This window comes from Comamonas sp. 17RB, from assembly GCF_030056555.1.
Taxonomy (GTDB): domain Bacteria; phylum Pseudomonadota; class Gammaproteobacteria; order Burkholderiales; family Burkholderiaceae_C; genus Comamonas; species Comamonas terrigena.
Window position 1 is genome coordinate 19,800 of record NZ_JASHHY010000005.1, and the last position, 14,875, is coordinate 34,674.

General features: G+C 66.5%; 12 protein-coding genes. 10 read left to right on the forward strand and 2 right to left on the reverse strand.

What is annotated here, in order from left to right; genetic code table 11:
- Positions 1-7 precede the first annotated feature (7 nt).
- From QM470_RS10240 to QM470_RS10270, 7 genes are all read left to right on the forward strand, one after another.
- Positions 8-856, forward strand: coding sequence for a polysaccharide deacetylase family protein (locus QM470_RS10240; protein ID WP_283339193.1), 849 nt, complete (start codon positions 8-10; stop codon positions 854-856).
- 44 nt (positions 857-900) lie between these two features.
- Complete coding sequence (locus tag QM470_RS10245; protein ID WP_283339194.1) at positions 901-1,887, forward strand: sterol desaturase family protein; 987 nt, start codon at positions 901-903, stop codon at positions 1,885-1,887.
- 91 nt (positions 1,888-1,978) lie between these two features.
- Positions 1,979-2,815 (forward strand): EI24 domain-containing protein, encoded by an 837-nt coding sequence (locus tag QM470_RS10250; protein WP_283339195.1) that lies wholly within the window; start codon positions 1,979-1,981, stop codon positions 2,813-2,815.
- Between the two features lie 350 nt (positions 2,816-3,165).
- Positions 3,166-4,581, forward strand: a complete 1,416-nt coding sequence (gene glnA / locus QM470_RS10255) for a type I glutamate--ammonia ligase (protein WP_192334992.1) — start codon at positions 3,166-3,168, stop codon at positions 4,579-4,581.
- Between the two features lie 307 nt (positions 4,582-4,888).
- Positions 4,889-5,959 (forward strand): nitrogen regulation protein NR(II), encoded by a 1,071-nt coding sequence (glnL, locus tag QM470_RS10260; protein ID WP_066533917.1) that lies wholly within the window; start codon positions 4,889-4,891, stop codon positions 5,957-5,959.
- Positions 5,960-5,999: 40 nt separating this feature from the next.
- On the forward strand, positions 6,000-7,568 hold the full coding sequence (gene ntrC / locus QM470_RS10265) for a nitrogen regulation protein NR(I) (protein WP_280013124.1): 1,569 nt from the start codon (positions 6,000-6,002) through the stop codon (positions 7,566-7,568).
- 181 nt (positions 7,569-7,749) lie between these two features.
- On the forward strand, positions 7,750-8,667 hold the full coding sequence (locus QM470_RS10270) for a hypothetical protein (protein WP_283339196.1): 918 nt from the start codon (positions 7,750-7,752) through the stop codon (positions 8,665-8,667).
- 164 nt (positions 8,668-8,831) lie between these two features.
- Here QM470_RS10270 and xth read toward each other — a convergent pair whose 3' ends face one another.
- Positions 8,832-9,608 (reverse strand): exodeoxyribonuclease III, encoded by a 777-nt coding sequence (gene xth, locus QM470_RS10275; protein WP_283339197.1) that lies wholly within the window; start codon positions 9,606-9,608, stop codon positions 8,832-8,834.
- A 522-nt stretch (positions 9,609-10,130) separates the two neighbouring features.
- Here xth and QM470_RS10280 point away from each other — a divergent pair.
- The 3 genes from QM470_RS10280 to QM470_RS10290 all read left to right on the forward strand — a co-directional run bounded on the left by QM470_RS10280 (position 10,131) and on the right by QM470_RS10290 (position 13,536).
- A complete protein-coding gene (locus tag QM470_RS10280; protein WP_283339198.1) occupies positions 10,131-11,279 on the forward strand; it encodes an HD-GYP domain-containing protein in 1,149 nt (382 codons plus the stop codon).
- Between the two features lie 13 nt (positions 11,280-11,292).
- The gene (locus QM470_RS10285; protein ID WP_283339199.1) at positions 11,293-13,068 is read left to right on the forward strand and encodes a methyl-accepting chemotaxis protein; all 1,776 of its coding nucleotides are present in this window, start codon (positions 11,293-11,295) and stop codon (positions 13,066-13,068) included.
- Positions 13,069-13,182: 114 nt separating this feature from the next.
- Positions 13,183-13,536 (forward strand): YqcC family protein, encoded by a 354-nt coding sequence (locus QM470_RS10290; protein ID WP_218331493.1) that lies wholly within the window; start codon positions 13,183-13,185, stop codon positions 13,534-13,536.
- An 89-nt stretch (positions 13,537-13,625) separates the two neighbouring features.
- Here QM470_RS10290 and QM470_RS10295 read toward each other — a convergent pair whose 3' ends face one another.
- The gene (locus QM470_RS10295) at positions 13,626-14,705 is read right to left on the reverse strand and encodes a metallophosphoesterase (RefSeq protein ID WP_280013129.1); all 1,080 of its coding nucleotides are present in this window, start codon (positions 14,703-14,705) and stop codon (positions 13,626-13,628) included.
- Between the last annotated feature and the right edge of the window lie 170 nt (positions 14,706-14,875).

The following is a 14,875-nucleotide window of genomic DNA, read 5'->3' on the forward strand; positions in this document are numbered from 1 at the left end:
AGGGTGCATGGTCGCCTATCTGCCTGCCACACGCATGGCCGCCGGGGTGTTGGTTGCGTTGTGTCTGCCTGTCCACGCCAGTGGCAGCAGCACACCCGCCCCGCAAGACTGTGACAAACCGGTCTATCTGACCTTCGACACCGGCCACATGGGCGTGGCCGATCTGGTGGCCGACGTGCTGCGCCGCCACCAGGTCCGCGTCACCTTCTTTGCTGCCAACGAGACCACGCAGCAGGGCGACGGCAGCCTGGGCACGCACTGGGCGCCTTGGTGGAAGGCGCGCGCCCAGGAAGGGCACCGTTTTGCCAGCCACACCTGGGACCACACCTACTGGCGTGGCGACCTGGGCACGGCGGCGGACCGCTCCTTCCGTGTGCGGCCTTCGCAGGGCGCGCACAAGGACCAGACCGTCACGCTCAGCGCCGCGCAGTACTGCGCCGAGATCCGCAAGTCCAGCGACTGGCTGCGCCAGACCACCGGCCAGGCACCGCTGCCGTTGTGGCGTGCGCCCGGTGGCAAGACCTCGCCCCAGCTGCTGCAGGCGGCCGAGGCCTGCGGCTTCAAGCACGTGGGCTGGTCGCCGGCCGGTTTTCTGGGGGACGAGCTGTCCAGCGAGAAGTTCAGCAACGCCGCGCTGCTGCAGCAGGCGCTGGCGCGCATCCGCCCGGGCGATGTGCTGCTGGCCCACCTGGGCATCTGGTCGCGCAAGGATCCGTGGGCACCGGCGGTGCTGGAGCCACTGATCACTGGCCTGCAGGCCAAGGGCTTTTGTTTTCGCACGCTGGACCAGCACCCCGACTACCGTGCCTGGGTGCAGGGTCACACCGCCGCGCCGGCGGCTGCACGCCAGCCGTAGGACTACAGTGCGGACAGCAGGATCCGCCGCAATGAGGGAAGAACATGGTGTGGGAGACATTGTCCCAATGGTTTGGCCAGGCCCAGCAAGGCCTGTACGAAGGCGTGGTCCAGCCGGTGCTGTATTACGCCGGGATGGCCAGCCTGATGGAAGACGCCTTTGAGGCCACCGGCTGGCTGCTGGTGGGACTGCTGCAACTGCTGGTGCTGGTGCTGGTGATTGCCCCGCTGCAGCGCTGGCGCCCGGTGGAGGCGGTGACCGACCGCCGCGCCATCCGCGTCGACATGCTCTACACCCTGGTGCACCGGCTGGGCCTGTTCCGGGTGGCGCTGTTCTTTTCCACCGAGCCGCTGTGGAACGACCTGTTCGGCCAGCTGCATGTCTGGGGCCTGCCCACCTTCCAGCTGGAAGGCCTGTGGCCGGGCGTGACGGACAAGGCCTGGATCAGCTTCATCCTCTATCTGCTGGTGTTCGACCTGCTGGACTACTGGATCCACCGTGGCCAGCACAGCTGGGGCTGGTGGTGGAAGCTGCATGCGCTGCACCATTCGCAGCGCCAGATGACCATGTGGAGCGACAACCGCAACCACCTGCTGGACGATGTGGTGCGCGACAGCATCATCGTGGTGGTGGCCCAGCTGATCGGGGTGCAGCCGGCGCAGTTCGTGCTGCTGGTGGCGCTGACGCAGCTGAGCGAAAGCTTTCAGCACGCCAATCTGCGCGTCTGGTTCGGCACGGTGGGCGAGCGCCTGTGGGTCAGCCCGCGTTTTCACCGTCGCCACCACACCATCGGCATCGGCCATGAAATGCGGGCCCCGGTGCGCAACCAGAAGGCCCATGGCAACAATTTTGGCGTGCTGCTGCCCTGGTGGGACATGCTGTGGGGCACGGCCAACTTCGAGCTGCGCTGGGACCCCACCGGCGTGCGCGACCAGGTCCAGCCCAATGCCCAGGGCCAGCTGCGCGATTACGGCCAGGGATTTTGGTCCCAGCAGTGGAAGGGCCTGCTGCGGCTGCTGAACCGCGCCTGAGCGGCCAGAGGGCAGGGCGCCCGGGTAGGCACGGCGGCAAAGTGGCCGCTGTCCTATGGCTTTGTGCGCACAGACCGCTATGCTGCGGGACATGAACCTGCTGATAGCCTCCTTTGTCCGCGCGCTGGGCAATTGCCTGCACCGCAAGGTGATTGCCTGGTCGCTGTTCCCCCTGGTGCTGATGGCGCTGCTGGCCGGCCTGCTGTCGTGGCTGTTCTGGCAGCCGGCGCTGCACTGGACGGTGCAAACACTGGAAGGCGTGGGCTGGCTGGGCGCGGTCTGGCACTGGATGCAGGAGCGCGGCCTGAGTTGGGGCGTCGAGGTGCTGGGCGCCGTGCTGCTGGTGCTGGCGGCCACCGGGCTGCTGGTGGTGCTGGTGCTGATGCTGGTGTCCCTGTTCATGACGCCCAAGCTGGTGGAATGGGTGGCCGAGCGGCGCTTTCCCCTGCTGGAGCGCAAGCAGGGCGGTCACTGGTGGCAGGCGCTGGCCTGGGCCCTGGGCTCCACGCTGATTGCCCTGGTGGTGCTGGTGCTGTCCATCCCGCTGTGGTTCATTCCGCCGCTGGTGCTGGTGGTGCCGCCGCTGGTGTGGGGCTGGCTCACCTACCGCGTGATGGCCTTCGACGCCCTGGCCGAACATGCCAGCCAGGCCGAGCGCCAGGCCGTGCTCACGCGCTTTCGCATGCCGCTGCTGGGCATGGGCGTGGTCTGCGGGGTGATGGGGGCTGCGCCCAGCGTGGTCTGGGCCTCGGGCGTGGTGTTCGTGGCGTTGTTCTGGCTGCTGGTGCCGCTGGCCATCTGGATCTACGCGCTGGTGTTCGCGCTGTCGTCGCTGTGGTTTGCCCATTTCTGCCTGGCCGCGCTGGAACAGCTGCGGCGCGAGGCCGTCACCCAGGGGGCGGCGCCGGACGCGGTGCGCGTGCCCTGAGCCAGGCTGGGCGGCAGCGCACCAGGATGGCGGCGCAATGGCGTGCGAAACCGGTGCAAGCCTTCGCTACAGCCCTGGGCGCGGCTACACTGACGGCCTGCGATGCGGAGCATGTGGTTGGACTTCGGCACTATTTAGGTGCTTGACCGCACCAAAATAGTGCATTTAAAAGTTCGACAAGCGTACTCTGCTTTTTTGCACCAACTCGGTGATTATCGAGGGGTGCATGGCAGTGGTTTTCGGTGCGCGGCGCCACTGCACCCAGGGAAGGCAGTCCAACTGCGGCCCTGGCACGCATTCTGCTTTGCATCCCCCGTACTTTTTTCAAGCGCTTTTCCAGGAGATACCTGATGGCTAAGACCGTTGCAGACGTGATGAGCATTGTGAAGGAGAACGACGTCAAGTTCGTCGATCTGCGCTTCACCGATACCCGCGGTAAGGAACAGCACGTGACCGTGCCCCTGTCGCACTTTGACGAAGACAAGTTCACGTCGGGCCACGCTTTCGACGGTTCGTCGGTCGCCGGCTGGAAGGGTATCGAAGCCTCGGACATGCTGCTGATGCCCGATCCCAGCACCGCCAACATCGATCCCTTCTTTGAAGAAACCACGCTGATCCTGCAGTGTGACGTGATCGAACCCGGTGACGGCAAGGCCTACGACCGCGATCCCCGCTCCGTGGCCAAGCGCGCTGAAGCCTACCTGAAGGCTTCCGGTCTGGGCGACACCGCCTACTTCGGTCCCGAACCCGAATTCTTCATCTTCGACGGCGTGCGTTGGGGTACCGAACCCCACAACCCCTTCTTCGAAATCGAAGAATACGAAGCCCCCTGGAACAGCGGCACCAAGTTCGAAACCGGCAACCGTGGTCACCGTCCCCGCGTCAAGGGCGGCTACTTCCCCGTGCCTCCCGTCGACAGCACGCAAGACATGCGCGCCGAGATGTCCCTGATCCTGGAATCCCTGGGCATTCCGGTCGAAGTGTTCCACCACGAAGTGGCGGGCGCTGGCCAGAACGAACTGGGTACCCGCTTCTCCACCCTGGTGGAACGCGCTGACTGGACCCAGCTGCAGAAGTACGTGATCTGGAACGTGGCCAACACCTACGGCAAGACCGCGACCTTCATGCCCAAGCCCTACGCTGGCGACAACGGCTCCGGCATGCACGTGCACCAGTCCGTGTGGAAGGACGGCAAGAACCTGTTTGCCGGTGACGGCTATGCCGGTCTGTCCGACTTCGCCCTGTACTACATCGGCGGCATCATCAAGCACGCCCGTGCCCTGAACGCCATCACCAACCCCGGTACGAACTCGTACAAGCGTCTGGTGCCCGGCTTTGAAGCGCCCGTGAAGCTGGCTTACTCGGCCAAGAACCGTTCCGCTTCCATCCGTATTCCTTACGTGAGCAACCCTAAGGGCCGCCGCGTGGAAGCCCGCTTCCCCGATCCACTGATGAATCCCTACCTGGGCTTCGCAGCACTGCTGATGGCCGGTCTGGACGGCGTGGAAAACAAGATCCACCCCGGCGAAGCCGCCACCAAGGATCTGTACCACCTGCCTCCGGAAGAAGACAAGCTGGTGCCCACCGTCTGCCACAGCCTGGACCAGGCTCTGGAAGCCCTGGACGCCGACCGCGCCTTCCTGACCAAGGGTGGTGTGTTCTCCGACAGCATGATCGACGCCTACATCGAACTGAAGATGGGCGAAGTGACCCGCTTCCGTCAGGCCGTGCACCCTGTCGAATACGACATGTACTACTCCCTGTAAGCCCTGTGGGGGCCTGCCGCTCGCGGCACGGGCCCTCCAGGCAATCCAGAAAGGCGGCCTCCGGGCCGCCTTTTTTTGTCTGGGTGCCTCCTGCAGGTGACGGGGGCGTGCTGCCGGGCTGCATCCCTGTCACCCTCGCCAGGCCTGCTAGGCCGTCGCCTGCGCCGGTGTCCATCCCCGACGAACCGGCCCATCGGCCGTGATTCATGCCCATAATGGGATGCAGGGCCTCTGCAGCGCGCGTCGCCTGCTCTTGTTTTTTCCCTGAACGCACCCCGGCCAGGCACTGAGCTTGCTTGGTATTTGCATGACCGATACGCATCTGACCGCCCAGCGCTTTGCCGTGCTGGACCTGTTGTCCACACTGACCGTGGTGCTCAACCGCCATGGCGAGGTGATCTTTGCGAACGCGGCGCTGGAAAACACCCTGGGCATGTCGCGCCGCATGCTCGACGGCAGCCGCTTCTCCACCTTCATTGCCCAGCCTGCGTTGCTCGATAACGCGCTGGCGGGCGGCAAGGGGCTGGATTACGCCGCCATGCGCTTTGACACCACGCTGGTTCCGCCGGTGCAGGAGCCGCTGATGGTGCACGCCACCATCGCGCCGCTGGAAGAGCGCGGCGAGGTGCTGGTGGAGCTGTGGGTGCTGGACCAGCAGGTGCGCCAGGACCGCGAGGAACGGCTGGTCGAACAGGCGGCCGCCAACAAGGAGCTGGTGCGCAACCTGGCGCATGAAATCAAGAACCCGCTGGGCGGCATCCGTGGCGCGGCCCAGCTGCTGGAGATGGACCTCGACAGCCGCGAGCTCAAGGAATACACCCAGGTCATCATCCACGAGGCGGACCGCCTGCAAAGCCTGGTGGACCGTCTGCTGGCCCCGCACCGCCACCCCCACCAGGTGGGCGACGTCAACATCCACGAAGTCTGCGAACGCGTGCGCTCGCTGGTGCTGGTGGAACACCCGCTGGGGCTGACCGTGCGGCGCGACTACGATATTTCCATCCCGGAGTTCCGGGGCGACCGTGCCCAGCTGATCCAGGCGGTGCTGAACATCGTGCAGAACGCGGCCCAGGTGCTGGCCGACCGGATTGCCGTGGGCGATGCCGAGATCACCTTGCGCACCCGCGTGGCCCGCCAGGTCACGATGGGCCGCCAGCGCCACAAGCTGGCATTGGAATTGCATGTGATAGACAACGGACCAGGCGTGCCTGAGCACATCAAGGAGCGGATTTTCTATCCGCTGGTGACAGGCCGGGATGGGGGATCCGGATTGGGACTGCCGCTGGCGCAGACCTTTGTGCAACGCCACCAGGGGCTGATTGAATGCGAAAGCAGCCCGGGACGCACCGATTTCCGTATCCTGATTCCTCTGCCTTGAGGTCTGGTGTTTCACATAGAAAGAAAAGGGTTACGCGAACATGAAGCCGATCTGGATAGTAGATGACGACCCCTCGATCCGCTTCGTCCTGGAAAAGGCATTGGCCCGTGAAAACCTGGCCACGCGCAGCTTCACCAACCCGCGTGAAGTGCTGGAGGCGCTGAGCGCCTTGCCCGCCGGGGACCCGGCACGTCAGGGCCCGCAGGTGCTGGTCAGCGACATTCGCATGCCCGGCGGCAGCGGTCTGCAGCTGCTGGAGCAGGTGCGCGAGAAAGACCCGGAGCTGCCCGTCATCATCATGACGGCGTACTCCGACCTGGACAGCGCCGTCTCCGCCTTCCAGAGCGGCGCCTTCGAATACCTGCCCAAGCCGTTCGACCTGCCCAAGGCCGTGGCCCTGATCCGCCGTGCGGTCGAGGAAAGCAGCCGCGAACAGGTGGCCGAAGAGCGCCAGTCCGCCATGCCCGAAATGCTGGGCCAGGCGCCCGCCATGCAGGACGTGTTCCGCGCCATCGGCCGCCTGAGCCAAAGCCTGGTGACGGTGCTGATCACCGGCGAATCCGGCTCCGGCAAGGAACTGGTGGCCCGCGCGCTGCACAAGCATTCGCCCGTGGCCAATGGACCGTTCGTGGCCATCAACACCGCTGCCATCCCCAAGGACCTGCTGGAATCCGAGCTGTTCGGCCATGAGCGCGGCGCCTTCACCGGCGCGCAGACCCAGCGCCGCGGCCGCTTCGAGCAGGCCGAAGGCGGCACGCTGTTCCTGGACGAAATCGGCGACATGCCGTTCGAGCTGCAGACCCGCTTGCTGCGCGTGCTGTCGGACGGGCATTTCTACCGCGTGGGCGGCCACTCGGCCGTCAAGACCAGCGTGCGCGTGATCGCCGCGACCCACCAGGATCTGGAGCTGCGCGTCAAGGATGGCGTGTTCCGCGAAGACTTGTTCCACCGCCTGAACGTGATCCGGCTGCGCCTGCCATCGCTGCGCGAACGCGGCGAAGACGTGCCCATGCTGGCACGCCACTTCCTGCAGAAAAGCGCCAAGCAGCTGGGCGTGGAGCCCAAGCGCATTGCGCCGGAGGCGCTGCAGCGGCTGACGCAGTTCAGCTTCCCCGGCAATGTGCGCCAGCTGGAAAACATCTGCCACTGGCTGACGGTGATGGCCCCGGCCCAGGTGATCTCGGTACAGGACCTGCCGCCGGAAGTGCTGCACACCCCGGCCAGCGCGCCGGCGGTCGAGGCCGTGGTGGCGGAACACCGTCCCGTGCCCGTGGCCAACGCTGCGGGGGATTACACGCCGGAGTTGCCTGCGGCACGCGGTGTGGAGTCCTATCTGCCGGCATCGCACGCGGTCGGCGCCGGTGCAGTGGAGGCGGCAGTGGCCGCCCTGTGGGATGACGGCCTGTCGGCCGAGGCCACGCGTCTGCTGGCGGCCGGTCATACCGAGGTCTGGGACGCCCTCAGCCGCCGCTTCGAGTCGCGCCTGATCCGCGCGGCCCTGGGCGTGACCCACGGCCGCCGCATGGAGGCTGCGCAGCGTCTGGGTATCGGCCGCAACACCATCACCCGCAAAATCCAGGAACTGGGTCTGGAAGACGCCGGCGAATAAGCGCCATGGGCCACCCCACGGATGCGGCCGGCCTGCGCTGGCGGTTCCGTGGGCCCGCCCTGTGCGTGCAGCGCAACACTGTCCTACAAGGGTTGCGAGTGCAGACTGACCCCGGGGAGAGGGACAGTTTTTGACAATATCGACTCCATCGGCACTTATTTGGTTTCGGAGTCATTTCCCCATGGGCAAAGCCCTTCCTCTACCGCACAAATTCCAGCCGGACAGCCTGGGTGCACGCGCACCGCAGAGCTTTCGCTCCGGAATCGTGGCGCCTGACGGCCACCGACTGCTGGGAGGCCATGCGGAGCAACCGGCCGCCAATGGGCGCTACCACCCGCTGCGCGACGGTGCGGCCGCCGTGCAGGAAGATGCCTTCTGGCACGACACCTACATCCACGCGCCGTACTATGTGACGGGCCGCGGCTACGACCAGTACCGCCCGGCCTATGCCATGGGCTGGCAGGCCGCCTTCGATTTCAAGGCCTCCGAATTCGCCCAGATCGAACAGGAGCTGGAACGCCGTTGGGAAGCGCACGACACCAGCAGCCTGCTGGAATGGGTGCAGGTGCGCGATGCAGTGTATGGCGCCTGGCTGCGTGCCCGCCAGCGCCAGGGCCGCAACATGGCTGTGCGGGCCAACGACCGCCAGGACGGCGCATTGCTGCGCCCCCTCTACCGCCTGCAGCTGCATACCGCCCATGACCTGACCTTGCTGCTGGGCAGAGCCGACCCTCCGCCGACCGCGTTCGTGCGCCAGGTCGTGGACCGCCATCTGGCCATGCTGCAGGAGTTTTCCGGCGAACTGGCGCCCGCTGCACGCAGCGTGCGGGACTGGGCCGACCCCTTGCTGCGCATCGGCACCAGCCTGCATTACGGCGGAACCTGGCTGCGCTCCTGGGTGCAGGAGGTGAACACCGAACGCGTGCTGCAGCTGTGTGCCGAACGTGAACAGCAGATGCTGGCCCTGTACCCCGTCTTGCTGGCCACGGTGGCGCTGTCGCCGGAGCCCTCCAGCCTGCTGCAGCGCCAGCAGCACCGTCTGCAGCTGCACCATGCCAAGCTGCAGTGGGTGCGCCAGCACTGGATGGAACGCGGCTGAATCTCCGCGCGATCCATCCCACTGCCTTTTTGCGTGGCTGCATACAACAACGCCCTTGCGGGCTGTGCCCGCAAGGGCGTTGTGCGTTGTGGCGGCAGTGTGGAGGCGTTCTGGCAGGTGGTGCGCCCCGCTGGCTGGGGCGCTGGGGCACAACGGGGCCGGGCTTAACGCAGTTCCAGCACCACGGGCGTGTGGTCGCTGGGCTGCGGGTTCTTGCGCGGCAAGCGGTCGATGTGGCAGGCCGCGGTGCGCTGGCGCACGGCGTCGCTGACCAGAATGTGGTCGATGCGCAGGCCGCGGTTCTTCTGGAAGCCCAGCATGCGGTAGTCCCACCAGGAGTAGCTTTTCTCCGGCTGCTCGAACATGCGGAAGGCATCGGTCAGGCCCAGGTTCAGCAGGGCCTGGAAATGCGTGCGCTCTTCCACGGTGTGGTGGATGGTGTCCTTCAGCCCCACGGGGTCGAAGGAGTCGCGGTCTTCCGGCGCCACATTGAAGTCACCCACCAGCACAAACTGCGGGTGCTGGGCCATTTCGGCCTGCACCCAGTCGTGCAGGGCCTGCAGCCACTGCATCTTGTAGGCGAACTTGTCCGTGCCCGGCGCCTGGCCGTTGACGAAGTAGCCGTTGACCAGGCGCACCGGGCCTTCGGGCGTGTCCAGCGTCGCGGCAATGGTGCGGGCCTGGGCATCGTCCAGACTGGGAATGTTGCGCACCACATCGCGCAGCGGATGGCGGCTCAGGATGGCAACGCCGTTGTAGGTTTTCTGGCCATGGGCCACGGCGTGGTAGCCGGCGGCCTGCAAGGCGTCGAAGGGGAATTTGTCATCGGTGAGCTTGAGCTCTTGCAGGCCCAGTGCATCGACCGGGTTGTCCTGCAGCCAGGCCAGCACCTGCGGCAGGCGCACGGACAGGGAGTTGACGTTCCACGTTGCTATTTTCATGGGGTGCTCAATCGGGAAGAGAAGGGTGGGCAGGGCACGCGGTGCGTACCGGGGCCCATGCCGTAGAGAGAGGGCGAAGGGGGAGGCGGCGCCGCTTGGCTGCAGCCCACCCCTTTGCCAGCCATTGTAGGGAGACGGTACAGGCCTTTGGGCAAAGCCCGCAGCCACCTGCCGGATGGCGGGGCTGTGAGCGGTGACGGCCACCGCAGTGCGTCCACGGCGCACCACCGCCTTCGGCGAAAAGGGCCTTGTCTGCGCTGCGGCAGGGACTCGGGGACCGTGCCAGAAGCCGGAGGGTCAAGGCGCTCTACGGGTCGAATACGGGCCGCCAGCACCCGCCGGATGGGCCTTTGCAGCACCCAAAATCGCAGCAACTATCAATTTCGCTAGCGCAATAGCTAGCATTGATGCGTGTTGCGGCGCAATATTGATAAGTATCAAACTGTTAATAAATGTGTCTGCGCATTGCTGATGGATCGCATAAAAAACGGCCTTCTCATCTTTGACGGGCTGATCTTTGACATGCGACGCATCCTCCAAAGCGATTTGGTACTAAACGAGCCACTGCCGTGGCCGTTGTACGACGAGGATGGCAATCTGCTGTTTCGGGAAGGCTATGTGCTCAGCATTCCGCGCCACATCAACGCCTTGCTGGCGCGGGGCGCCTATGCCCCGGAGCCGCCGCCCGATCCGTCGCAACAGCCCACGCTGGCCCTGCCCGAATGCGCGGTGGCCGTGCCCACCAGCGATCCGGTGTTCATCCGGGCCGACCGGCTGGCCATGACCCTCAAGCGCCTGCACGCCCACCTGCAGGCGGCGACGCTCAAGACCGAGTTGCGCCCGGTCATCCTGGGCCTGGCCCACGGCATTCTGGATGCCTGCGACGAGGATGCCGATGCCCTGCTGGCCGCCCTGCACCTGGACCGCCAGCACCCGTATCTGGTGATCCAGCAACTGCTCGGCGCCACGCTGGTGGAAATGGCCGCACGCGAGCTGGGCCTGGCCGAGTCCGACCGCCTGTCGCTGGCCTGCGCGGCCCTGACGCGGGATCTGTCGCTGCTGCCGGTGCAGGCCCAGCTGGACCAGCAGGCCGGTGCGCTGACGCCGCAGCAGGCGGCCCTGGTGCGCAGCCACCCCGACCGCTCGGCCGCACTGCTGGCGGAGATGGGCGTGACCGACACCCTGTGGCTGGAGCTGGTGCGCCAGCACCACGAGCGCTTTGACGGTTCGGGCTACCCGCGCGGGCTCAGCGGCGACGCCATCCTGCCCGGTGCGCGCCTGCTGGCGATTGCCGACTCCTATGCCGCCATGGTCACGCCCCGGCCCAACCGCGCCGGGCAGTTTCCGCGCGATGCGCTCAAGGCCCTGTTCCTGGACCGGGTGCGCCTGTATGACGACCCGCTGGTGCAGCTGTCGATCAAGACCCTGACCATGCACCCGCCTGGCACTCTGGTGCGGTTGGCGAACGGTGAATTCGCCGTGGTGCGCTCGCGCCAGAAACTCAACGAATCCATTGATCTGTGGAGCCTGTACGACAGCAGCGGCATGCCCATCCTGCGCCCGCAATACCGCGACTCGACCGACCCGGCCCACGACATCACCGGCTCGCTGCGCGTCGAAGACTGCCGCTCGGCCGCCCTGGTGCTCAAGCGCCTGTGGATGCAATCCTGAGAAAGCCTCCTCCATGAAGCAGAACCTGCCCGTGACGACACGGCATACCGCGATTCCTCCCGGTGTCACCCTGGTCTCCAAGACCGATCTGAAAGGCGTCATCACCTACGCCAACGAAGCCTTCGTGGAGATCAGCGGCTACACGCTGGACGAGCTGCTGGGTCGCAGCCACAACATCGTGCGCCATCCGGACATGCCGCCTGCCGCCTTCGAGGACATGTGGCGCACCCTGCAAAGCGGCAAGCCCTGGCGCGGCATCGTCAAGAACCGCTGCAAGGACGGCGGCTACTACTGGGTGGACGCTTGCGTGGTACCCATCACGCGGCACGACCAGGTGATCGGCTATATGTCGGTGCGCAAGCATGCGACGGCGGCGGCCATCGATGCCGCCAAAGGCCTGTACCGTGCCATGGCGGCCGGCACCTTCCAGCCGCGTGCGCGCCTGCCGGCCTGGCTGGGCATACGCAGCGGCATGCGCGCCGGCAGCCTGTTCGTGGCGTTCCTGATGCTGGCTGGCGGTGCCCTGGGCATTGGCGGCCTGACCCTGGCCGACGATGCCTTGACCCAGCTCTACCAGGCCCAGCTGCAGCCGGTGGCCGCCATCGGCAAGATCGAGGCACGTCTGAGCGACAGCCGCGCCACCATGCTGGAGATCCGGCTGGCCCGGCGCGAGGGTGTTCAGGGCGGTGCCCAAGAGGCTCTGGATGGTCAGATCACCAAGCTGCGCGCCAACCGCGATGAAATCCACGCCCTGCTAGGGCAGCTGACCGGTATGGATGCCCAGGTGGCCCAGCAAAAAGACCTGCTGACCACCGCACTGACCCGCTACACCGACGACGGTCTGCGCCTGGTGGAGCGGGCGGCGGCGCACGACGACCCGGTCAAAGTGGATCAACTGGTGGCCCAGACGGTGCTGCCGCTGGAGCAGGCCGCCACGGCCGCTGCCGGGGGGCTGCGCAACGCGCTGACGGTGGCCGCGCGCACTGCATACGACGACACGCTGGACCGCAACGCCCGCATCCGCCATTTCGCCATCGCCGGCATTGTGTTCGGGCTGCTGGTGGTGGCGCTGGTGGGGCATATGTTCATCCGTGGCATCGTCAACCCGCTCAACGCCTCCATCCGCCGCCTGAACCGCATTGCCCAGGGCGATCTGCAGGGCGAGATCGATCTGTCCGGTACCGGCGAAAGCGGCCAGCTCAACCATGCCGCCGCCGTGATGCAGCTGCACCTGAAGGTGATGATCGACGAGATCGCGCTGGCGGCGCGGCGCATCCACCGCCACTGCGCCACGCTGAACATTGCGCTGTACGAGGTGACCGAGCATTCCGAGGAGCAGCACGACCGGGTCTATTCCGCCATCCGTTCGCTGGACGCCGCCGTCGCCGAAACCAGCGACCTTAGCGAGCGCGCCGAACGCCTGATGCACCTGGCCGCCAGCGTGCAGGGGGATGGCGGGCTGGCGCTGGCGGCCGACACCCGCGAACTGGCCACCGCCACCCGCCTGACGGCTTTTGGCGCCGACGAGGTGGCCGGCGCCATGCGCCAGGTGGCCGAGCTGATCGTGGAAAACCGGGGCGAAGCCCAGCGTGCCTGGCAGGCCTCGGAAGAGCTCAAGCGCACGGCGGTGGAACTGAACCAGCTGGTGGACTATTTCGAACCCGCCAAGACCGCCGTGGCGGGGGGCGGCGGCACCGGGCCCGGTACGGCGGCAGATACCGCCATCCCCCCAGCCCACCCTGCTGCCCAGGCCCAGGCGGTGTCGCCCGAGCCTGCCACCACGGCGTAGCCCGTGCCGCCCCTGCCCGGGCGGCCGGATATCGGGCAGGGCAGGGGAGATGGCCATCGGCCGCCTGCATGCCCACCCGCCATCAGGGCATGCCAAAGCCGCGACAATGTCACCATGAATGCAAGCTCTTCCCTGACCCCGCAACACCAGTCCTTGCGCACCCAGCTGCAGCAGCTCGAAGCCGAGATGCGCAGCGCCGGTCTGTGGGGCGCCCTGCCGCCCAGCGAGCAGGCCATGGCCTCGACCATGCCCTTTATGTACGACACGCTGCAGATCGAAGAATGGCTGCAATGGGTGTTTGTGCCGCGCCTGCACGCGCTGATCGACGGCGGCCACGCGCTGCCCGGCGAATGCAGCGTGCAGCCGCTGGCCGAACATGAATGGACCCAGCGCACCGTGCCCCAGCACCAGGCGGCGCTGCGGCAGCTGGCCTTGATCGACGCGCTGCTGAGCGGCAAGCCGGCGTAAAAAAGCCGCCTGTTGCGGCGGCACGGCGTGGTCACGGTCTGCCGTCTGCCGCACGCTGCGGTGCAGCTTGGCTTTGACCGCGCCCTGGCTCAGAGGGCCGGCGCCGTGTCCTGGAAGGCCAGTGTGGGCAGCACGGTGCCGTCGTCGAACACCAGATCGCGCTCGGGCCAGCGCAGCGCCGCCAGCTTGAAGCGCGACTGCAGCGGCTCGCCCGCACGGCGGGAGACCCAGCGCCCGCCCACCGAATAGTCCACACAGAACACATTGCGCCGGGCGCCATGCCAGGCCGTGGGCGCGGTGTGGCCGAACAGCTCTTCTTCCTGCTTGCCGTGCACCGGGTTTTCCGGCGGATGCAGGCGGCGCCAGTAGTGGCCCACGATCACGGGCACGTCTTCGGTGTACTGGTTCCACCAGGCAACGCGTTCCACAAAGCGCCATTTGCCGCCGGCAAAGAACGGCGTGCCGGCCGCGCGCTCCACGCCGGTGCACAGCACCTTCAGGGGGTTGACCATGCCCTTGTTCAGCTCGTTTTCCGAGTGCGCGGGCAGGAAGGGCGGCACATGGTCGCGGTCTTCCAGGCTGTGAGGCCAGTCGCGGCGCTCCTGCTGCATGCGGGCAGCGATCGAGCTCTCGCGGGCGATGCGGGCCGCCTCCAGCTCCCAGCGGTCATATTCGTGGCGCACCTGGCCGGCCGGCATGGCACGCGCCGCATCCACCTGGGGCTGTACCCAGGCGGCATGGATGATGCGCAGGTCCTCGCGCTCCAGGCCCAGTGGCAGCGTGGACAGGAAATCCACAATGCGCTCGCGCTGGCCATCGGAGGGGCGGTTGAAGGGCGCGTACTTGACCTGGTCGGTCTGGTAGCGCACGTCAAAGTACCAGCCCGAACCGTCTTTCGGGTCTTCGCGCAGCAGATTGATTTCGTGGTTGCCCAGTGCGGCACAGGCGTTGCCGCGTTCCACCAGGGTCTGCACCCATTCCAGCACGGCCGGGCTGTCGGGGCCGCGGTCGCAGAAATCGCCCACAAACACCAGCTTGCGGCCTTGGGGGTGCTCACCCCAGCGGTCGTAGCCCAGGTGGCGCAGCAGGTCGCGCAGGGCGCTCAGCTCCCCATGGATGTCGCCCACGACATCCAGTGGGCCGGATGGGAGAGTGTGGATCAGGCTCATGGAACGGGCTGGTGGCGATGGAAATTCTGGTTATGTTGCTATGCAGCATAACATTGTGCCGTCATCCGATTGACACCGCGATCCTGCAGGTGACACCGGGTTTTCACGTAGGAAACCACGGCGACAGCTGCCGGTTTTCTTGCCACAGCCCGGGCGCGGGCTACTGTGCG

What these genes read in the sequence shown, in the direction of transcription:
- QM470_RS10280 (WP_283339198.1), top strand. Translation starts at nt 10,131, where the DNA reads ATGCGACGCATCCTCCAAAGCGATTTGGTACTAAACGAGCCACTGCCG.
- glnA (WP_192334992.1), top strand. Translation starts at nt 3,166, where the DNA reads ATGGCTAAGACCGTTGCAGACGTGATGAGCATTGTGAAGGAGAACGAC.
- ntrC (WP_280013124.1), top strand. Translation starts at nt 6,000, where the DNA reads ATGAAGCCGATCTGGATAGTAGATGACGACCCCTCGATCCGCTTCGTC.
- QM470_RS10250 (WP_283339195.1), top strand. Translation starts at nt 1,979, where the DNA reads ATGAACCTGCTGATAGCCTCCTTTGTCCGCGCGCTGGGCAATTGCCTG.
- QM470_RS10285 (WP_283339199.1), top strand. Translation starts at nt 11,293, where the DNA reads ATGAAGCAGAACCTGCCCGTGACGACACGGCATACCGCGATTCCTCCC.
- QM470_RS10270 (WP_283339196.1), top strand. Translation starts at nt 7,750, where the DNA reads ATGGGCAAAGCCCTTCCTCTACCGCACAAATTCCAGCCGGACAGCCTG.
- QM470_RS10240 (WP_283339193.1), top strand. Translation starts at nt 8, where the DNA reads ATGGTCGCCTATCTGCCTGCCACACGCATGGCCGCCGGGGTGTTGGTT.
- xth (WP_283339197.1), bottom strand. Translation starts at nt 9,608, where the DNA reads ATGAAAATAGCAACGTGGAACGTCAACTCCCTGTCCGTGCGCCTGCCG.
- QM470_RS10245 (WP_283339194.1), top strand. Translation starts at nt 901, where the DNA reads ATGGTGTGGGAGACATTGTCCCAATGGTTTGGCCAGGCCCAGCAAGGC.
- QM470_RS10295 (WP_280013129.1), bottom strand. Translation starts at nt 14,705, where the DNA reads ATGAGCCTGATCCACACTCTCCCATCCGGCCCACTGGATGTCGTGGGC.
- glnL (WP_066533917.1), top strand. Translation starts at nt 4,889, where the DNA reads ATGACCGATACGCATCTGACCGCCCAGCGCTTTGCCGTGCTGGACCTG.
- QM470_RS10290 (WP_218331493.1), top strand. Translation starts at nt 13,183, where the DNA reads ATGAATGCAAGCTCTTCCCTGACCCCGCAACACCAGTCCTTGCGCACC.